Source organism: Lentzea sp. NPDC004789 (genome assembly GCF_053601075.1).
Genome location: NZ_JBSGBE010000019.1, coordinates 81,556 through 100,670, shown reverse-complemented (window position 1 = coordinate 100,670; position 19,115 = coordinate 81,556). Strand labels below are relative to the sequence as shown.

General features: G+C 69.9%; 19 protein-coding genes. 13 read left to right on the top strand and 6 right to left on the bottom strand.

Features of this window, described 5'->3' with window-relative positions:
• Positions 1-114: 114 nt before the first annotated feature.
• Both ACWEIJ_RS34830 and ACWEIJ_RS34825 read left to right on the top strand, forming a co-directional pair.
• On the top strand, positions 115-630 hold the full coding sequence (locus ACWEIJ_RS34830; RefSeq protein ID WP_449841499.1) for a hypothetical protein: 516 nt from the start codon (positions 115-117) through the stop codon (positions 628-630).
• 60 nt (positions 631-690) lie between these two features.
• Positions 691-1,548 carry an ornithine cyclodeaminase family protein gene (locus ACWEIJ_RS34825; RefSeq protein ID WP_449841498.1) on the top strand — a complete coding sequence of 286 codons (858 nt, stop codon included), beginning with the start codon at positions 691-693 and terminating at the stop codon, positions 1,546-1,548.
• Between the two features lie 54 nt (positions 1,549-1,602).
• Here the strand turns inward: ACWEIJ_RS34825 and ACWEIJ_RS34820 are convergent, their stop codons facing one another.
• Positions 1,603-2,826 carry an RICIN domain-containing protein gene (locus ACWEIJ_RS34820; protein ID WP_449841497.1) on the bottom strand — a complete coding sequence of 408 codons (1,224 nt, stop codon included), beginning with the start codon at positions 2,824-2,826 and terminating at the stop codon, positions 1,603-1,605.
• 166 nt (positions 2,827-2,992) lie between these two features.
• On the opposite strand from ACWEIJ_RS34820, the gene ACWEIJ_RS34815 reads away from it, so the two are divergent.
• Genes ACWEIJ_RS34815 through ACWEIJ_RS34805 form a run of 3 tightly spaced genes read left to right on the top strand, consistent with a single transcriptional unit; the run spans position 2,993 to position 5,292 of the window.
• Complete coding sequence (locus ACWEIJ_RS34815) at positions 2,993-4,165, top strand: MFS transporter (protein WP_449841496.1); 1,173 nt, start codon at positions 2,993-2,995, stop codon at positions 4,163-4,165.
• A 3-nt stretch (positions 4,166-4,168) separates the two neighbouring features.
• Positions 4,169-4,732, top strand: a complete 564-nt coding sequence (locus tag ACWEIJ_RS34810) for a TetR/AcrR family transcriptional regulator (protein WP_449841495.1) — start codon at positions 4,169-4,171, stop codon at positions 4,730-4,732.
• Positions 4,729-5,292, top strand: a complete 564-nt coding sequence (locus ACWEIJ_RS34805; protein ID WP_449841494.1) for a hypothetical protein — start codon at positions 4,729-4,731, stop codon at positions 5,290-5,292. Before ACWEIJ_RS34810 ends, ACWEIJ_RS34805 begins: the two co-directional genes overlap by 4 nt.
• On the opposite strand, the gene ACWEIJ_RS34800 is transcribed toward ACWEIJ_RS34805, so the two are convergent.
• Together ACWEIJ_RS34800 and ACWEIJ_RS34795 are read right to left on the bottom strand one after the other, a co-directional pair.
• Positions 5,248-5,670: a nitroreductase family deazaflavin-dependent oxidoreductase gene (locus tag ACWEIJ_RS34800; protein ID WP_449841493.1), complete on the bottom strand. Its 423-nt coding sequence runs from the start codon at positions 5,668-5,670 to the stop codon at positions 5,248-5,250. The two genes, ACWEIJ_RS34805 and ACWEIJ_RS34800, sit on opposite strands and share 45 nt — an antisense overlap.
• A gap of 3 nt (positions 5,671-5,673) precedes the next feature.
• Positions 5,674-6,435 carry a helix-turn-helix transcriptional regulator gene (locus tag ACWEIJ_RS34795; protein ID WP_449841492.1) on the bottom strand — a complete coding sequence of 254 codons (762 nt, stop codon included), beginning with the start codon at positions 6,433-6,435 and terminating at the stop codon, positions 5,674-5,676.
• Positions 6,436-6,528: 93 nt separating this feature from the next.
• Here ACWEIJ_RS34795 and ACWEIJ_RS34790 point away from each other — a divergent pair, with 93 nt between their 5' ends.
• The 4 genes from ACWEIJ_RS34790 (at position 6,529) to paaZ (ending at position 12,298) form a co-directional block, all read left to right on the top strand.
• Entirely contained in the window at positions 6,529-8,181 is a 1,653-nt protein-coding gene (locus ACWEIJ_RS34790) for an AMP-binding protein (RefSeq protein ID WP_449841491.1), read from the top strand.
• Between the two features lie 30 nt (positions 8,182-8,211).
• The gene (locus ACWEIJ_RS34785) at positions 8,212-9,027 is read left to right on the top strand and encodes an SDR family NAD(P)-dependent oxidoreductase (protein WP_449841490.1); all 816 of its coding nucleotides are present in this window, start codon (positions 8,212-8,214) and stop codon (positions 9,025-9,027) included.
• A 3-nt stretch (positions 9,028-9,030) separates the two neighbouring features.
• The gene (locus tag ACWEIJ_RS34780; RefSeq protein ID WP_449841489.1) at positions 9,031-10,212 is read left to right on the top strand and encodes a hypothetical protein; all 1,182 of its coding nucleotides are present in this window, start codon (positions 9,031-9,033) and stop codon (positions 10,210-10,212) included.
• A 64-nt stretch (positions 10,213-10,276) separates the two neighbouring features.
• Positions 10,277-12,298 (top strand): phenylacetic acid degradation bifunctional protein PaaZ, encoded by a 2,022-nt coding sequence (paaZ, locus tag ACWEIJ_RS34775; RefSeq protein ID WP_449841488.1) that lies wholly within the window; start codon positions 10,277-10,279, stop codon positions 12,296-12,298.
• On the opposite strand, the gene ACWEIJ_RS34770 is transcribed toward paaZ, so the two are convergent.
• Positions 12,295-13,773, bottom strand: coding sequence for an FAD-dependent oxidoreductase (locus tag ACWEIJ_RS34770; protein ID WP_449841487.1), 1,479 nt, complete (start codon positions 13,771-13,773; stop codon positions 12,295-12,297). The genes paaZ and ACWEIJ_RS34770 overlap by 4 nt on opposite strands.
• A gap of 92 nt (positions 13,774-13,865) precedes the next feature.
• On the opposite strand from ACWEIJ_RS34770, the gene ACWEIJ_RS34765 reads away from it, so the two are divergent.
• The 4 genes from ACWEIJ_RS34765 to ACWEIJ_RS34750 all read left to right on the top strand — a co-directional run bounded on the left by ACWEIJ_RS34765 (position 13,866) and on the right by ACWEIJ_RS34750 (position 17,643).
• A complete protein-coding gene (locus ACWEIJ_RS34765; protein WP_449841486.1) occupies positions 13,866-15,239 on the top strand; it encodes an NAD(P)/FAD-dependent oxidoreductase in 1,374 nt (457 codons plus the stop codon).
• 52 nt (positions 15,240-15,291) lie between these two features.
• Positions 15,292-15,798, top strand: a complete 507-nt coding sequence (locus tag ACWEIJ_RS34760) for a helix-turn-helix domain-containing protein (RefSeq protein WP_449841485.1) — start codon at positions 15,292-15,294, stop codon at positions 15,796-15,798.
• Positions 15,795-16,712, top strand: coding sequence for an SRPBCC family protein (locus ACWEIJ_RS34755; protein WP_449841484.1), 918 nt, complete (start codon positions 15,795-15,797; stop codon positions 16,710-16,712). Before ACWEIJ_RS34760 ends, ACWEIJ_RS34755 begins: the two co-directional genes overlap by 4 nt.
• Positions 16,713-16,806: 94 nt before the next feature.
• A complete protein-coding gene (locus ACWEIJ_RS34750; protein ID WP_449841483.1) occupies positions 16,807-17,643 on the top strand; it encodes an extensin family protein in 837 nt (278 codons plus the stop codon).
• On the opposite strand, the gene ACWEIJ_RS34745 is transcribed toward ACWEIJ_RS34750, so the two are convergent.
• Positions 17,602-18,264 carry an HAD-IA family hydrolase gene (locus tag ACWEIJ_RS34745; protein ID WP_449841482.1) on the bottom strand — a complete coding sequence of 221 codons (663 nt, stop codon included), beginning with the start codon at positions 18,262-18,264 and terminating at the stop codon, positions 17,602-17,604. The genes ACWEIJ_RS34750 and ACWEIJ_RS34745 overlap by 42 nt on opposite strands.
• A gap of 175 nt (positions 18,265-18,439) precedes the next feature.
• Positions 18,440-19,069: a DUF4360 domain-containing protein gene (locus ACWEIJ_RS34740; protein ID WP_449841481.1), complete on the bottom strand. Its 630-nt coding sequence runs from the start codon at positions 19,067-19,069 to the stop codon at positions 18,440-18,442.
• Positions 19,070-19,115: the final 46 nt, after the last annotated feature.

Below are 19,115 nucleotides of genomic sequence, written 5' to 3'. Positions count from 1 at the left end.
GCTAACTACGCGAAGCCGTCGCGCTAAATCCGCAGCCGTTGCCGAAGCGGCGGCGCTGGCCCGGTTGGTCAACTGGTCGCGTCGGATTCCCAGGAAGAGGGGGAGAACATGCGGGTGGCAGCAGTAGCGGCGGCGGCCCTGGCGGCGCTGGCCGTGTTCACCGGGACGGCGAACGCGAGCGGTTACGTGCACGACGGATTCGAAGGGTCCTACTGGAACCGCTGGGAGCCGGGCCAGCAGGGGGACGCGCTGGCGGGCTACGACGACCAGGGCGAGCCCGGTGTGGCGTTCAAGGGTTCGGTCAACGGCTGGCTGTACTCCCACGGCGGGTGGGCGGCCAACCGGCGCAAGGTCGACGTGTCCGGCTGGGGCTCGCGGGGCAACTGCGAGGCGCGGATCTGGGCCAACCCGCTCGGCCGCGACAACCAGGTCGAACTGCAGGTCTGGGACCCGAACGGCTGGCAGATGATCGCCACTGAGGCGCCGTGGCTGGGGCGTGACCACTACCAGCAGATCGTCACGCACGTGAACCTGAACGGCCGCAACACCGTCTACGTGCAGGCGATCTTCAGCACCGGCGGTGCCGCGCAGTTCGTCCGCATCGACGAGATGGAACTGGAATGCGCCTGAGCCGGTGAGGCGGACCGGGCCCCGGACCCCGGCCGGGACCCGGTCGTTACCATCCGAACCATGACCATGGCCGCGGCGATCGACGCCGTCCGTGCAGCGTTCATCGGGCTGACGGCGGGGGAGTTCGAACTGCCGCCGCGGCAGGCGTTCAGCGACAGCCGGTCGCTCGTGATGACGGCGCACCACCTGCCCACGGCGTCCACGGCGGTCAAGGTGGTCAGCATCGAGATCGAACGCGACCCGGTGATCACCGGCACGGTCGTCTACTCGGACCCGGACGGGCAGTTCGTCACGGACGCGGTGCCGCTCACGACGTTGCGGACCGGTGCCGTGGTCGGCGTGGCGACGGACCTGCTGGCCGACGAGGACGCCTCGCACCTCGCCCTGCTCGGGGCCGGAGCGCAGGCGGCGGACCAGGTGCGGGCCGTGCACGCGGTGCGGCCGTTGAAGAAGCTCGTCGTGTTCAACCGCAACGCGCGCAAGGCCGAGGTGCTGCTGGAGTCGTTGAAGGACGAGCTGCCGGACACGGTGCTGGACGTGGCGCTGGACGCGGAGGAGGCCGTGTCGGACGCGGACGTGGTGTGCTGTGCGACGGCGTCGACGAAGCCGCTGTTCTCGTGCCACGCCCTGAAGGAACGGGTGCACGTCAACGCGATCGGCTCGTACCGGCCGGTGATGCGCGAGCTGCCGGAGGAGCTGCTCACGACCGCGGAGGTCGTGGTGGTGGACCAGGTCGAGGCGGCGTTGAGCGAGGCCGGGGAGATCATCCGGGCCGTGCGGTCCGGGGTGCTGCGGCTGGAGTCGCTCGTCGAGCTCGGTGCGGCGCTGGGGAATCCGCCGTTGCGGCAGGGCCGCACGGTGTTCAAGTCGGTCGGGGTCGCCGTGCAGGACTGGGCGGTCGCCCGGTTGCTGGCGTGAAGACGCCGAACCCTGCCACCGCGAGGGTTCGGCGTCCGCGCTCCGGAAGAGGCCTCACACCTGCCACTTCTGGTTGGCCGTGCCGCCGCACTGCCAGATCTGGAGTCTCGTGCCGTTGGCCGAGGAGTTCCCGGTGGCGTCCAGGCACTTGTTCGCCTGCGGGTTCACGATGTCCTGCGCCCCGCTGACGGTCCACTTCTGGGCCCCGGAACCGTTGCAGTCCCACAACTGGACCGCTGTGCCGTTCGCGGTGCCGCCGCCGGAGACGTCCATGCACTTGCCCAGCGCGCGGATCGTGCCGTCACCGGGACGGCTCCACTTCTGGGCGGCGTTGCCGTTGCAGTCGGTGATCTGGATGGGCGTGCCGTTGGCGGTGTTGGCACCGGCCACGTCGACGCACTTGCCGCCGATGCCGCGGATCTCCGTGCCACCGCTGGGCGGCGGGCTGTCGGTGCTGGAGACGCGGACCCAGTCGATCACGAGCTGCTGCGGGAACGTCGTGCTGCCGTCGGGGTAGCCCGGCCACTCACCGCCGACCGCGAGGTTGATGATGATGAAGAACGGCTTGTTGAACACCCACGGGTTGCCGTTGACGTCGGTCGGCGTGTTGCGGGCGTAGACGTTGCCGTCCACCGACCACACGATCTCGCCCGGCCGCCAGTCGACCGCGAAGTTGTGGAAGTCGTCGGCGAAGTTCGGGCCGTTGTAGGCGTGGGACTTGCCGCCCGCGCCGCTGTAGCCCGGGCCGTGGATGGTGCCGTAGACGGTGTTCAGCTGGTGGCCCAGGTTCTCCATGACGTCGATCTCGCCGGAGTTCGGCCACGGGGTGCCGCTGTTGATGTCCGCGCCCAGCATCCAGAACGCGGGCCACATGCCCTTGCCGCGCGGCAGCTTCATGCGCGCCTCGAACCGGCCGTAGGTCTGCGTGAACTTCCCGGCGGTGTTGATGCGCGCGGAGGTGTACTCGCAACGGCCGTACCAGCACTGGTAGTTGCCGGGGTTCTCGCGCTTGGCGGTGATCACGAGGTGGCCCTGGCCGTCGTGCACCGTGTTCGCGGTGCCGGCCTGATACCACTGGGACTCTTTGTTGTTGCCGTTGTTGTTCCCGACTTCGAACTGCCACTTGCTGCCGTCCACACCGGTGCCGGCAGGGGCGTTGAACTCGTCGGCCCAGGTCACCGCCGCGTTGGCAGGGGGAGCTTGGCTGGTGGTGGCGACGGTGATCCCCGCGGCCACCAACAAGGCGGCGGCGAGGGCCGTCCCGATGCGTCGCTGCATCGAACCGACCTTTCCGGTATTTGGTTGTGCGCCCAGTGGTTCGGAAGTGTTGTCACGCCGTGACTCTCGGTCAACGTGTAAACGTTTTCATGTTTACCTCAGGGTGGGAGCGCTCTCACCGGAACTCGGTTGCGCCAGGTGGCGGAGATCGGCAGCGTCGAACGGCATGACTCGGGGGATGCGGTGGCTGCTGGCGGTCGCCTGCGGTGTGGCGGTCGGCAACGTGTACTTCCCGCAGGCGGTCACGCCGTTGGTGGCGGCGGGGTTGCGGATCTCGGCCGACCAGGCGGCGGTGGTGATCACGGCGGCGCAGATCGGTTATGCGTGCGGGATCTTCCTGCTGGTGCCGCTGGGAGATCGGGTGCCGTACCGGCCGTTGATCGCCACGTTGTTCACCGTCACCGGGCTGGGGCTCGCGGTGGCCGGGTTCGCGCCGTCGCTCGGGCCGCTCTTCGCCGCCGGGGTCGCGGTCGGGCTCTCCACGGTGATCGCGCCGATCATCGGGCCGATGGTCGCCGGGATGGTGGCACCGGAGCAGCGGGGTGCCGCCAGCGGGACGATGCTCGCCGGGTCGATCGGCGGGATGCTGCTCGCGCGCACCGTCAGCGGCGTGCTCGGTGAGTGGCTGGGCTGGCGTGCGCCGTACCTGGTGGCGTCGGGGCTCGCGGTCGTGATGGCGGTGGCGTTGTGGCGCGCGCTGCCAGTGAGTGAACCGCACACGCGACAGTCCATTCCGGACCTGCTGCGGGAACCGTTGCGGCTGCTGCGAAGCGAGCCCGAGCTGCGGCGATCGTGCCTCTACCAGGCCCTGGTCTTCGGGGCCTTCAGCGCGGTGTGGGGGAGCGTCGCGCTGCTGCTCACCGGCCCGGTCTACGGCTTCGGCGCGCAGGCGGTGGGGCTGCTGGCACTGGTCAACGTCGTGACGATGGCCGCGACGCCGGTCGCCGGTCGGATCGTGGACCGGCGTGGCTCGGATCCGGTGAACCTCGTGTGCATGCTCGCGGTGATCGGGTCGGCCGCGGTGCTCGCGGTCGGTGGCTCGGGCGGCGTCGGCGGGGTGGTCGCGCTGGTGCTCGGCACGCTCGTGCTCGACGTCGCCATGCAGTGCGGCATGGTGGCCAACTCCATCCGCATGTACGCGCTGAGCGACACCCATCGCGGGCGCCTCAACACCGCGTACATGACCTGCGCGTACGTCGGTGGCGCGGTGGGGTCGTGGCTCGGGGTGCGGGCGTACGTCCAGTTCGGGTGGCGTGGGGTGTGCGGGCTGGTGGCGCTGACGACGTTCGTGGCGCTGGCACGCCACTTGACGAGGGTGGCTAATGGCATTAGCTTTTGAGCTATGCCTGTTCGCCCCGGTCTCACCACCTCGAAGGTCGTGGACGCCGCGCTGGACCTCGTCGACGAGCAGGGCGTCGAAGGACTGACGCTCGCCGCCGTCGCCGCCCGCACCGGTGTCGCCACGCCCTCGCTGTACAAGCACGTCGCGAACCTCGCCGAGCTGCGCGGGCACGTCGGCGTGCGGGTGCTGGAGGAGATGACCGGCAGGTTCACCAGCGCGGTGCTCGGGCTGTCGGGTGACGACGCCGTCGAGGCCCTCATGCACGCGTACCGCGCCTACGTGCAGGAACGCCCGAAGCGGTACGGGGCCATGCCGATGGACCCGTTGCACGACGAACTGCAGCGCGAAGCGGGCCTGAAGCTCATCGAGGTCATGCTCGCGACGTTGCGGGGTTACGGCCTGGAGGGCTCCGAAGCCGTCCACGCCACGCGGCGGCTGCGGGTGATCGTGCACGGCTTCGCGTCGATCGAGTCCAGCGGCGGGTTCGGTCTGCCGGAAGGCCTCGACGACACCTACGACCAGCTCGTCCGGATGTACCTCGACGACCTCAGGGGGAAGAAATGAGAGTTCCGCTCGCCGTTGCCGGCCTGCTTTTCCTGCTGTACCCGGCTTTGCGGCCGTGGGAGGACGAAACCACGACGCAGGGGGCGGCCGCCGCGATGGGGTCGGGCGCGTGGGTCGCGGCGCACCTGTTCGCCATGATCGGGTTCATCCTGGTGGCGATCTCGCTGCTGGAGATCCACCGGACGGCCGCGATCACGTTCTGGGTCGGCGCCGGCCTGACGCTGCCCTACTACGGGGCGGAGGACTTCGGTCTGCACGCCATCGCGGGGCAGCCGAACCTCCTCGAACTCGCCGAGGCCGTGCGCTACAACCCCGTCGCCATCACGACTTTCGCGGTCGGGCTGGTGACGATGGGCGTTGCGGCGGTCATGGTCGCGGTCAGGCTGCGCACCACGGCGTCGATCCTGTTCGCCGCCGGGTTCGCGTTGTTCCTGCCGCAGTTCTTCACGCCGCCGGCGGCACGGATCGCGCACGGCGTGCTGGTGCTGGCCGGCTGCGTCTGGCTCGCCTGGGAGTCAGCGCGGAGTGAGGCGAAAGACCCGCAGCTCGCGGCCTCCTGAGCGGGCCACGTAGTCCTCGAACGCCGGCCAGGCCGCCACCATCTTGCGCCAGGCGGCCTCGCGCTCGGCCCCCTGCAGCAAGCTCGCCCGCACGTCGCGGACGTCGCCGCGCAGGTTCACCTGGATGTCCGGGTTCTTGAGGATGTTCGCGGTCCACGCCGGGTGGTGCGGCTTGCCCCAGTTCGAGCCGACGACCAGCATCCCGTCGCCGTCGGCCACGTACTGCACCTGGTTCAGGCGCTGCTCACCGGACTTGGCGCCGACCGTGATCAACGTCAGCCCGGTCTGCTTGCTCAGCGAGACGGTCATGACCTTGCCGCCGGTCAGCTTGTACAGCAGGCGGTCGGTGCCGATCACGGCCTTCTCGAACCAGGACATCCTCTACAGCGCTCCCGTCGACCTCGCCGCGTGGACGGCGGCGGTTCTGTTGTGCACCCCCAGCTTGCGCATCGCACCGCGGAGGTAGGCCTTGACGGTCTCGGTGCTCAGACCGAGCTCATCGGCGATCTCCCGGTTCGACGCACCCACCGCGGCCAGCCGAAGCGTATCGAGTTCGCGCGGCGTCAGTCCGCTCGGGACGGTCACCGGGGTCTCGCCGCCGAGGTCCTGGTGCACTTTGCGGAGCCGCTCGCGCAGCGCCGGGTCACCGACGAGCCGGGTGACCTCGGCCAGTTCCCGCAACGCGGCTTGGGTGTGCAGTGAAGGCATGTCCAGGTCCCCCGCGAGGCCGTGCGCGATCGCGCCGGCCATCCTGATCGCCCGGTCGCCGACGGTCGTGTGCCCGCGCACGGCCCCGTAGAGCACGCCGTGCACGGTGCCGCGAACCGTGACCGGGTAGGCGAAGACCGAGGTGAGTCGTTCGTCGACGACCACCATCTGGTCGAACTCGTGCGTGATCGCGCGGGTCGAGGCGTAGTCGTTCACCCGCACCGGCGCGCCCATCGCGATCGCCGTGCCGCCCAGGCCGCGTCCGGTGCCGACGCGCAGCCCGTGCAACGACGTGCTGTGCGTGCCGTAGAACGAGCTGAGCACCAGGCTGCGGCCGGGCGTGACGGCGCCGCCGAACACGACGGGCAACCCGGTCGCGCGGCGGAGCATGTCCAGGCGTTGCGGCAGCAGCGCCTGAAAGCGGTCTGGCAGCACGCCCGCAGTCTCGCCGACGAGAGCACCCTCGAAAAGGGGTGCACCCCCGTACGGGGGTATACCGATGGCCCCCGGTCTCCGCACCCTCTGCGCATGTCCAGTCACGACACCTACCGCGCGGCCCGCGACCTGATGCTCACCGATCCCGCGGCGTTCCGCTGGCCGAGCTTCGAGGCCGGTTTCAACTGGGCGCACGACTGGTTCGACCACATCGCCGAGGGCAACGCCACCACGGCGTTGCACATCGTCGAGGAGCACGGGACGGGCCGCGACTACTCCTACGACGAGATGCGCCACCGGTCGAACCGGGTCGCGCGCTGGCTCGCGGGGCACGGCGTCGGCAAGGGCGACAGCGTGATGATCATGCTCGGCAACCAGGTCGAGCTGTGGGAGTCGATGCTCGCCGTGATGAAGCTGGGCGCGGTGATCATGCCGACCACCACCGCGCTCGGACCGGCCGACCTCGCCGACCGGCTGCGGCGCGGCGACGTCCGGCACGTCATCGCCCGCGCCGAGGACGCCGGCAAGTTCGAGGACGGACCGGTGCTGATCGCGGTCGGCGGTGCCGCGGCGGGGTGGCTCGACTACGCCGAGACCGCCGAGGCACCGGACGACCCGTTGCCGCACCCGCAGACGAAGGCGGACGACCGGCTGCTGCTGTACTTCACCTCCGGCACCACCAGCCGCCCCAAGCTCGTCGAGCACACCCAGACCTCGTACCCGGTCGGGCACCTCACGACCATGCGCTGGATCGGCATCAGGCCGGGCGACGTGCACCTCAACATCAGCTCGCCCGGCTGGGCCAAGCACGCCTGGAGCTGTTTCTTCGCGCCGTGGATCGCCGAAGCGACGATCTTCGTGCACAACTACACGCGGTTCGACGCGGCCGAGCTGCTCGCCCAGATCAAGGACGCCTGCGTCACCACGTTCTGCGCGCCGCCGACCGTGTGGCGGATGCTCATCAAGGCCGACCTCAGCTCAGGACCCGGCTCGCTGCGGGAGGTCGTGGCGGCGGGCGAGCCGCTCAACCCCGAGGTGATCGAACAGGTCCGGAAGCACTGGGGCCTCACGCTGCGGGACGGCTTCGGCCAGACCGAGACCACTCTGTCGGTGGGCAACCTGCCCGGCGACGAGGTGAAACCCGGTTCGATGGGACGGCCGGTGCGGGGCGTCCCGGTCGTGCTCGTCGACCCGATCACCGGCGAACCGGCGGACGAGGGCGAGATCTGCATCGACCTGCGGCAACGGCCGATGTCGCTGATGACCGGCTACCACGGTGACCCCGAGCGCAACGCCGAGGCGATGGCCGGCGGTTACTACCACACGGGCGACATCGCCTCCCGTGACGAGGACGGTTACCTGTTCTACATCGGGCGCACGGACGACGTGTTCAAGGCGTCGGACTACAAGATCTCGCCGTTCGAGCTGGAGAGCGTGCTGATCGAGCACCCGGCGGTCACGGAGGCCGCGGTCGTGCCGGCACCGGACCCGTTGCGGCTCGCGGTGCCCAAGGCGTACGTGGCGCTGAGCGCGGGCTGGCCGCCGGACCGGGACACGGCGCTCGCGATCCTGCGGCACGCGCGGGAGAACCTGGCGCCGTTCCAGCGGATCCGGCGGCTGGAGTTCGCCGAGCTGCCGAAGACGGTGTCCGGCAAGATCCGCCGGGTCGATCTGCGCACACGGGAGGAAAAGGGCATCGACGCGGTGGAGTGGAGGGACGAGCAGTTCCCCGAACTGCGCCAGTAGGGCGCTTGCCCCTGGTGATCTACTGGTCACATGGTGCGCAAGATCGCCGGTCGTCCGGCCGTGATCACCGGGGCCGCGTCGGGAATCGGCCGCAGCCTCGCCCAGCGACTGTCCCGGCACGGCTGCCCGGTGGTCCTCGCCGACGTCGACGAGGCCGGGCTGGAGCAGACCGCGAAGTCGCTGGACGGTCCGGTGCTGTGCCGGGTGCTCGACGTGCGCGACGCCGACGACGTGCACCGGTTCGCCGGGGAGGTCCAGGACTGGCTGGACCTGCCGATCGCGGCCGTGTTCAACAACGCGGGCGTGGCCACGTCCACGACCGTGCTGAACGCACGGCCGGAGGACGACTCCTGGCTGTTCGACATCAACTACTGGGGCGTCGTCAACGGCACGCGGGCGTTCCTGCCGTTGCTGGTCAAGCAGAACTACGGCGTCATCGTCAACACCTCCAGCGTGTACGGGCTGCTCGGCATGCCGAGGAACAGCGCGTACTGCGCCGCGAAGTTCGCCGTCCGCGGGTTCACCGACGCGCTGCGCCAGGAGCTGCGCGGCACCGGTGTCTCCGCGGTCACCGTCCACCCCGGCGGCATCAAGACCAACATCGTGCGCAACGCCCGCATCCACAGCGACCCCGAGGGCCGTGGGCGGTCGCTGGAGCAGATGGCCGAGGACTTCGACAAGGTCGCCCTGACGACCCCGGACAAGGCCGCGGAGATCATCCACCGCGGGGTCGAACGCGGGAAGGCGCGGATCCTGGTCGGGCCCGATGCGTACGTTTTCGACGCGCTCGCCCGGATCGCCCCGACGCACTACTTCAGCGTGATGGCGCGGTTGTTCGAGCGGTGAGGCATGATCTCCGCCGTGGTCTCCCCGGCGGCGGTGGTGGTGCGGCGCACTGAGCAGTGGTTCGTGCGGCAGGGCGCGCCCACGATGATCGAGGGTTACGGCTTCCGGTCGCACGTGCTGCCGCGGATGCTGCCCGCGCTGACGTTCGTCGCCGTCGGCAGCCTCGCGTGGCTGGTGCTGCTGCGCTCGACCGGGCTGTCGAAGTGGGTGCTGCTCGGCGTGATCGTCGCGGTGATGGTGTCCGCGTGGATCCTGCTTTCGGTGTTCGTACGGCGGTTGCCGAGCTTCTCCCGTCAGACGACCGTCGTGCTGTTGGCGGCGTACGCGGCGATGCCGGTGATCGTGCCGCTGCTGCAGTACGTGGTCAACGACGACATCATCACGCCTGGAGCTGACCCACACGACTGGTGGGTCGTCCCGCTGTGGTTCGTCGCCTTCTTCGGCCTGGCCTTCGTGGCGACCATGCTGGCCACCACCTACGGCCTGGGCGCGCTGCTCAAGGCAGCCATCCGGCACGTGATCGCCGACCTGCGCAACAGCGTGCACCTGCTCGGCAGGGCCCTGCCGCCGATGCTGTTCGTGACGCTGTTCCTGTTCTTCACCGGTGAGCTGTGGCAGGCGATGAACCAGCTGCGGTGGCCGCGGGTGTCGCTGATCGTGCTGATGTTCGTCGCGATCACTGTGCTCGCGGCCGCCGCCCGCCTGCGCGACGAGATCGGCAGGGTCGAGCAGGACCTGCGCCCCGAGGTGCTGGCCCTCGCCTGCAAGGGCACGCCGCTGGCGGGGATCGAGCTCGCGGAACCGTTGCCGCCCAAGCGGTTGAACGGACGGCAGCTGCGCAACCTGCTGGTGATGCTCGCGATCCGCCAGCTCGTGCAGGCGGCGGTGATCGGGCTCGCGCTGTTCGCGTTCTTCGTGGTGCTGGGCCTGATCGTCGTCACACCCGCCATCGCCGAGCAGTGGATCGGAGCGCCCGCGAACATGTCGGTGTTCCCAGGTGTGCCGTCGGCGATGTTGCGCAACGCGACGCTGTTCGCGGCGTTCGGCAGCATGTACTTCTCGGTGACCTCGATGAGCGACACCGAGCACCGGCAGCGGTTCTTCGCGCCCGTGCTGGAGAAGGTCGAGCGCACGCTGGAGGTCCGCGCGGTGTACCTGGAGGTCAGAGGCCGCGTGGCGGCCTGACTGCTACGGTGCGGGAACGAGGTCGGCGCGGACCCGCCGGCCCAGCGCGAGAAGGGTTGGCTCGATGGGCTTGCTGCGCAGTTACGTCTCGGGTCGGTGGCACACGCCGGACGCCGAGGGCGCCCCGTTGCACGACGCCGTCACGGGTGAGGAGATCGCGCGGATCTCGTCCGCGGGCATCGACATGGGTGCGGCGCTGCGGTACGGCCGCGAGGTCGGCGGACCCGCCCTGCGCGAGCTCACGTTCCACCAGCGCGCGCAGCTGCTGAAGGCGCTGGGGCTGTACCTCAAGGAGCACAAGGCCGAGCTGTACGCGCTGTCCGCGCGCACGGGCGCGACCAGGTCCGACTCGTGGATCGACATCGACGGCGGCTTCGGCGTGCTGCTCGGGTACGCGTCCAAGGCCAAGCGCGAGCTGCCGAACGACAAGGTCTTCGTGGACGGCGCGGTGGAGCCGCTGGGCCGTGGCGGCACGTTCGTCGGTCAGCACATCTGCACGCCTCTGCGCGGTGTCGCGGTGCAGATCAACGCGTTCAACTTCCCCATGTGGGGGCCGCTGGAGAAGTTCGCGCCCGCGTTCATCGCCGGGGTGCCGTCGCTGATCAAGCCCGCCTCGCAGACCGCTTACGTGACCGAGAAGCTGGTCGAGCTGATGCTCGGCTCCGGTCTGCTGCCCGAGGGATCGCTGCAGCTCGTCTGCGGCTCGGCCGGAGACCTGCTGGACCACCTGACGCCGCAGGACCTGGTCGGGTTCACCGGGTCCGCATCGACCGCCCAGCACCTGCGCACGCACCAGGCCGTGATCCGGTCGTCCGTGCGCTTCAACGCCGAGGCCGACTCGCTGAACTGCTCGATCCTCGGGCCGGACGCTCAGCCGGGCACGCCGGAGTTCGACCTGTTCGTCGGGCAGCTGGTGACCGAGATGACCACCAAGGCAGGCCAGAAGTGCACCGCGATCCGGCGTGCGCTGGTGCCCGCCGAGCTGATGGACGCGGTGGCCGAGGCGACGTCCGCCCGGCTGGCCGAGGTCGTGATCGGCAACCCGGCCGACAAGTCGGTGAAGATGGGCGCGCTGGCCGGCCTGGAGCAGCGCGAGGAGGTCCGCCGGTCGCTCAAGGCGTTGCAGGAGAACGCTTCGGTCGTCTACGGCGAAGGTCCACTGTCCCTTGTGGACGCTGATGCCGAGCGCGGCGCGTTCATGTCGCCGATGCTGCTGCGCGCGGCTGCCGATGCCGTGCAGCCGCACGAGGTCGAGGCGTTCGGGCCGGTGTCGACGCTGCTGCCGTACTCGTCGGCCGACGACGCGGTGACGCTGGCGGCGCGGGGCTCCGGTTCGCTGGTCGGCTCGATCGTCTCCGCGGACACCGACTTCGTGCGCGACGTCGTGATCGGCGTGGCGCCGTGGCACGGCCGGTTGCTGGTGCTGGACCGCGAGGACGCCGGGGAGTCCACCGGACACGGCTCACCGCTGCCGATGCTGGTGCACGGCGGTCCGGGCCGGGCCGGTGGCGGCGAGGAGATGGGCGGCATGCGCGGCGTGCTGCACCACATGCAGCGCACGGCCGTGCAGGGCAGCCCGCGCACGTTGGCCGCCGTCACGAACCGCTGGGTCACCGGGGCGCCTCGCGGCGACGACTCGGTGCACCCGTTCCGCAAGACGCTGGCCGAGCTGCGGCTCGGCGACACGGTCGTCGCGGGGCCGCGTGAGGTGACGATGGCGGACATCGAGCACTTCGCGGAGTTCACCGGCGACACGTTCTACGCGCACATGGATGAGGAGGCCGCCGCGGCCAACCCGTTCTTCGGCGGCCGGGTCGCGCACGGCTACCTGGTGGTGTCGTTCGCGGCGGGCCTGTTCGTGTCGCCGGAGCCGGGCCCGGTGCTCGCGAACTACGGCCTGGAGAACCTGCGGTTCCTCACACCGACGTTCCCCGGCGACACGCTCACGGTGACGTTGACGGCCAAGCAGATCACGCCGCGCGAGGACCAGGACTACGGCGAGGTCCGCTGGGACGCCGACGTGGTGAACCAGAAGGGCGAGTCGGTCGCTCGCTACGACGTGCTCACGTTGGTGTCGAAGAGCTAACGCGGCTTGCGCTTGGGGAGGGGCCGGGTCGCCGGTCCCTCCAGCACCTCGCCGTCCACGTCGAACCGCGACCCGTGGCACGGGCAGTCCCAGCTGCGTTCGGCCGCGTTGAACCGCACCAGGCAACCGAGGTGCGTGCAGCGCATCGACACCGCGTGCAGATGCCCCTCCTCGTCGCGGTAGACACCCATCTTGCCCAGACCGTCACGCACCACGTGAGCCTGGCCGGGCGGCAGGTTCTCGCTGGACGTGGCGTCGGCGGGCACCACGCGGTCACCGACGAACTCGGCCGCCACCTCGGCGTTCTTGCGCACCAGCTCCGGCAACGACTTGAGCGAGAACCGGTGCGGGCTGAACCTCTCGGCCAGGTCGTTCGGCTTGCCGGTCACCAGGTCCGCGAGCAGCGAGGCCGCGAACGTGCCGCTGGTCAGGCCCCACTTCATGTACCCGGTGGCGGTGAAGATCGTGGTGCTGCCCGGCGTGTAGCTGCCGATCATCGGCAGGTGGTCGTACGCGGTCGGGTCCTGTGCCGACCAGCGGTGCGTGATCTCCTCGACCTGCCAGTGCTGGCGGGCGAAGTCCTCCAGCCGCCGGAACGGCTCCACCGCGGGCTGACCGGTCGCGTGACTCTGCCCGGCGAGGATGAGCTTGTCGCCGTGCGCGGCGATCGACCACGACGGGCTGCCGGTGCTGATCGCGAGTGCCTGCGGCGGGTTCGCGACGCGCGCGGCGATGCAGTAGGCGCGGGTCAGCTCCATGCGGGCGAAGTAGAGACCGCGGTCCAGCGTGGGGAAGTGGGTGGCGATCACGATCTGGTTCGCGTCCACCTGACCGTCCGCAGTGGACAGAAGGGTGCCGCTCACGTCCAGCACGCGGCTGTGCTCGCAGACCGCGCTGCCGTCACCGTCGATCGCGTCGGCCAGGCCCAGCAGGTACTTCACGGGGTGCAGGGTGAGCTGGTCGTCCAGCCGGATCGCCGCGTGCGCCTCGAACGGCAGGCCGACGTCGACGCTCGCCCGCACCGGCAACCCGACCTGGCGGGCGGTGATCAGCTCGTGGTCGACGTCGCGCACCTCGGCTTCGGTGTAGGCGTAGGTGACCGCGGGGGCGCGCCGCAGGTCGCAGTCGATGCCTTCGAGCTCGACGAGGCTCGCCACCTGCGCGACGGCCGCCTGGGACGCGGTGGCGTAGTCGGTGGCGGCGGCGAGACCGTGCGCACGCCGGATCTGGGAGTACACAGTGGACTGCAGCGCGGTGACCTTGGCGGTGTTGTTGCCGGACACGCCGGAGGCCACACGCCCGGCTTCCAGCACGACGACCCTCAGGCCGCGGCGCTTGAGCAGCAGGGCGGTGGTGAGACCGGTGATGCCACCGCCGACCACGGCCACGTCGTAGGCGTGCTTGCCGGTCAACGGCGGGCGCGGGCGGTCGGGCAGGGCGGACAGCCAGAGCGACTGGTCAGCGGTGGTGGTCATGGTCGCGGATACCCGGCGGGTGGAGCGGGTATGCGGGGCCGCGTTGGCGCGCTCGGGTGCCGGACGGGACGGCGTGCCGGACCCTGCTTGACGTGCACGGCTTGCGGTGGCGCGGCGGGGTCGGGGTGGCTGTGGTCCAGCGCACCGGGTGGCCATGCCCCGCCCGCCGCATGACACCCGGCGCCGGCGGGTATGCGACCCGCATGGGTACGCACCGAGTTGTCGTTGTCGGTGGCGGGTTCGGCGGCCTGAACGTCGTGCGCGGCCTCAAGCGCGCGAACGTCGAGGTCACGCTGATCGACCGCACGAACCACCACCTGTTCCAGCCGTTGCTCTACCAGGTGGCCACGGCGTTGCTGCCCGCCGGCGACATCGCGCCGGCGTTCCGGGCGGTCCTGCGCAAGCAGCGCAACGCGAAGGTGCTGCTGGGCGAGGTGACCGGATTCGACGCGCAGAACCGCGGTGTCCACGTCGACCTGCCGGACGGCACGTCGCGCACGGTCGGGTACGACACGCTGGTCGTCGCGGCGGGGGCGCGCGACAGCTACTTCGGGCACGACGAGTGGGCCGGGGTCGCGCCGCCGATGAAGACCCTGGAGCAGGCCGTCGACCTGCGGTCGCGGTTGCTGCGGGCGTTCGAGACCGCGGTGGCGGCCGGGGATGCGAAGGAGTGGCTGTCGTTCGCCGTGGTGGGGGCGGGACCGACCGGGGTGGAGCTGGCCGGGCAGCTCGCGGACCTGGCGCGCCGGGCGTTGAAGGGGCAGTTCCGGGAGATCGACCCGCGCGACATCCGGATCACGCTGCTGGACGCCGCGCCGCACGTGCTGCCGCCGTTCTCCGGGCCGTTGCGCGACCACACCCGGCGCAAGCTGGAGGAGCTGGGCGTCACGGTGCTGACCGGTGCGATGGCCGAGTCGATCGACGACACCGGCATCACCACCAAGGACGGCGATCGGATCGAGGCGCGGACGATCATCTGGGCGGCGGGCGTGCAGGCGTCGCCGCTGGCGCGCGGGCTCGCGGAGGCGTACGGGGCCGAGGTCGACCGCAAGGGCCGGATTCTGGTGAATCCCTCGGACTGTTCGGTGACCCGCGAGGTCTTCGCGATCGGCGACATGGTGAACCTGAACGATCTGCCGGGCATCGCCGAGCCCGCGATCCAGGAGGGCCACCACGTCGCCCGCGTGATCAAGGCGCGGCTGAACGGGCGCGAGGCCAAGCCGTTCAAGTACCTCGACCTCGGCACGATGGCGACCATTTCGCCTGGTGACGCCGTTGCGGACATCCGGAAGCTGCGGCTGAAGGGCCTCATCGGCAAGGCGGCCTGGGCGGTCGTGCACATCGCGTTCCTGGTCGGGTGGCGCAACCGGGCCGCGGTGCTCGCGCAGTGGGGCTGGAACATCCTCACCGGACGCCGCGCGCAGCCGATCATCCTGGAGCCGATGCATGCGATAGAGCGGAAATAGCAGGCGCGGCTAGCGTCCGCGGAAGCCGAAGCCACACCGCGGAAGTGGACGAATGTCGAACCTGGTGAACCAACTGCCCGTCGAGGTCGTGCGGTGGCCGGTGGACGCGGCGGCACGTGAGGCGTGCCAGCGCAGCGGGACGTTGTGCCTGCTGGTGCTGGAGAAGAACGTGCCCGCGCCCGTCCTCACGGACATGCGGGAGGACTGGGTCCGCGCGCCGGTGCCGCAGCAGGACCTCGCCGTGCGCATCGCGATGCTGCGGGCGCGCGCGGCCCGCTACGCCGTGCCGGAGCTGGACATGTCCGGCATCCTGCGCTTCCGTTCGCGTTCCGTGGTGCTCTCACCGACGGAACGCGCGCTGGTCGCCGAGCTGCTGAGACGCTTCCGCTCGCTGACCTCGCGCGAGGACCTGCTGCTCTGCCTGCCCACGAAGGACGGCGACACGAGCAACGCGCTGCACCTGCACATCATGCGGCTGCGGCGCCGGATCGCCCCGCTCGGCCTGGTCATCAAAACCCTGTGGAACCAGGGCTACCAACTGGGTCCGGCAGGGCCGTGAGCGGGTACCCGGCGCAGGTGAACACCGAGCTGCTGGGCATCTACCTCAACGACCACCTGGCCGGCGCGATGGCGGGCACCGAGCTGGCCCGCCGCATCAGCCGCACGCATCCGGAACTGCGCGCGCTGGCCGACGACATCGAGGCCGACCGGAAAGAGCTGCTCGACGTCATGCGCTCGTACGGCGTCGAACCGCGGCCGCACAAGGCCGCGATCGGCTGGCTCACCGAGAAGGCCGGCCGGCTCAAGCTCAACGGGCGGCTGCTCGGCCGCTCGCCGTTGAGCGACGTCCTCGAACTGGAGACGCTGCGCATCGGCATCGAGGGCAAGGCCGCGATGTGGCGTGCGCTGCAGACGTTGCCCGACGCCGAACGCTTCGACCGCCTGCTGCGCCGGGCCGCCGGTCAGGCGGAGTTGGTCGACCAGTACCGCCTCCGCCTCGCGCCGCAGGCGTTCACCGCGCCGGCCACGTCCGGCGTCGACGTCGAGCGGACCTTCACCGTCGCCTCCTCGCCGGAGGGCGTCGTCGAGTACCTGCGCGACTTCGGCCGCACCGAGCAGTGGGATCCCGGCACGGTGTCCTGCATCAGGCTCGACGACGGCCCGGTCGAGGTCGGCTCGCGCTGGCACACCGTGTCGACGTTCCTGGGCCGCAGGACCGAGCTGGTCTACGAGCTCACCCGGGACGAGAAGGACGGGCTGAGGTTCGTCGGCCGCAACGACACCGCGACCGCCACCGACGACATCTCGATCACCGCGGGGGCGACGCCGGGCACGACCAGGATCGCCTACCACGCCCACCTGGAGTTCGCGGGACTGGCGAAGCTCGGGGCGCCGGTGGCGAAGCTGGCACTGGAGAAACTCGGCACCGAGACCGAGCGCAGCCTGATCCGCGTGCTCGGTGACGTGCGGTAAAGGCGAAGGAAAAGCGCAGGTCAGCGCGCATTCCCCGGGCTGATCGGGGTCCCTAGACTCCCTCGCACCGCAAGAACGCAGAGGGAGAACTGGGGTGTTCGAGGTGTTCGAGAAAGACGTCACCAGGCGCGGCTTCGTCACGGGTGCGGCGGCCGTCGCCGGTCTCGCCGGCCTGTCCACCATCGCTCCGGGACTGGCCGCGGCCGACCCGAAGCTCGCAGATCAGCACACCGAGTCGGAGATCCGGGCGGCCGAGGCCGGCGCGCTGGCGATGATGACGTTCCAGAAGATCGACGGCACGCCCGTCTACTACTGGCGTTCCGACCGCGGCAACACGACCCCGCGGAACTGGCAGTGCACCGACGCGTTCTACAACGCGCTCGTGGCGTGGATCCGGGACCTGCGCTCGCTGTCGTCGAGCTACGGCTCGATCAGTTACATCGTCTCGGCCGGTTTCTACGTCGACAAGCCCGGCCAGCACGGCGCCGGCACCGCCATGGACCTCGACCACGTGCGCTGGTCCGGCGGCAACACCATCTCGCCGCTCGACCAGGCGCACGCCTCGACCAACGCGGCGATCCGCAAGCGCTACCTCGCCACCGAGGCCGTGTGCCGCCGCCGGTTCCGGTACGTGCTCGACGGCTGGTACAACGCCGACCACCACGACCACATCCACTCCGACTTCGGCGGCCTGCCGGTGCGCGTGCTGAAGGACTCCGAGTCCGACACCAAGTTCGTGCAGGCCGTGTGCAACAACTTCCGCGCCGCGGGCCTGGCGATCGACGGCATCTGGGGCACCAACACGCAGAACGCGTTCAACGGCCTCAAGTCCGCGCTCGGCGTGACCGGTGACCCGCACACCAGTTCGTCGGTGTGGCAGGCGATGCTGTCAAAGATCGCGACCAAGGGCTTCGCGAACCAGAACATCTGACTCGAAGTCGTCGAAGCTGTCGATCCAGGAATCCGGTTCCAGACCGGCGATTCCGTAGCCGAACGACACGCAGACGACGGGCGCGCCCGCCGCGCGGGCGGCCTGGACGTCGCTGATGCTGTCCCCGACCATCAGTGCCGCCGTGCCGCCCGCGCGCCGGACCGAGTCGAGCAGGTGCCGCGGATCCGGTTTGCGGTAGGGCAGTTCGTCGCCGCTCACCACCGCGTCGAACGCCTCGCCGAGGCCGAGCGCGTCCAGCATCCCGCCCGTGATCCGGGCGGACTTGTTGGTGCACAAGGCAAGTCTCACCCCGCGTGCCCTGAGCCGCGTCAGCAGGTCCTCGGCACCCGGATACGTACGGGCCAGGTGCCCGGGGTCGTCGGCGTACGCGGTGAGGTACGCCTCCTGCACGGCCGGAGCCAGCTCTTCTGGGGCTCCGGCCTTCTGCAGAGCCGCTCGCACCAACGCCTTGCCGCCCAGACCGACGTACTTCCGCGTTTCGTCGTCGTCGACCTCGGTCAGGCCGAATGAGCGCAACGCGGTGTTCACGGCGTGCGTGATTCCGGTGACCGTGTCCACGACGGTCCCGTCGAGGTCGAAGACCACGGTGTCGGCATTCATTCCGGATCCACCGCCGCGTCGATCGGTCGCACGAATTCCTCCAGCAAGAGAAACGCATTGACGCCTGCGTTCGAAGGCTACTTGACCTTGTGGAACCGGCACAACGAGGAGGCCCCTCGGTCTCATCTGGCGGGAGACCGAGGGGCCCGGCGGCCTTGCTCTGCGACGCTTTCACCTACGGTTTGGGGCACTTCTTCCACGCGAAGTGGTAAATCGTCTCGATCGAGCCGTCGGTCGAGTCCATGGCCATGAAACTGGTCTTCTTCGGGTCCGACGTTCCCTTCTCCACGCGGAGCTCGGTGTTGATGTTGAAGTTCCGCTTCTCACCGCACGGGTGGTAGATGATCGAGGCGACATCGGTCTTGTGGGTGACCTGCCAGTTGTCGCTCAGCGCGCCGTTGAAGGTCTTCGACCGCTGGTCGGTGTCCGACATTCCCTGGAAGTAGTAGCTCGCCTTGACCGTGCCTTTCGCCCCCTTTTCCAGCTGGGCGAATCCTCTGTAGTCGGCCTGGGCGATTCCGAAAGTGAACCCGCCCGGCACGTTGACCTTGAGGTTGAGCTGGCAGTTCTTGCGGAAATCGGTCGGCTTGGCCTGCGGGCCGACCTGCGCCAGGTAGTCGCTGTAGGTGACGGTGAAAGCCTTGTTGTCGGGGGAGACGGCGATGGCGGCCGTGCCCTGGCGGCAGCCGGAGCCGTTGACCGTGATGACGTCGATGGTGATCTGGCCCGTCGGGGGCGGATCCGCGACCGGGGGAATGGTGATGGTGGACAGAGCCAGGGCGGCCGCAGCCAACGCGCTAATCATGAGACACCTCTCCGAATGTGCAGGACATGTCGGGCGGCGTGACACG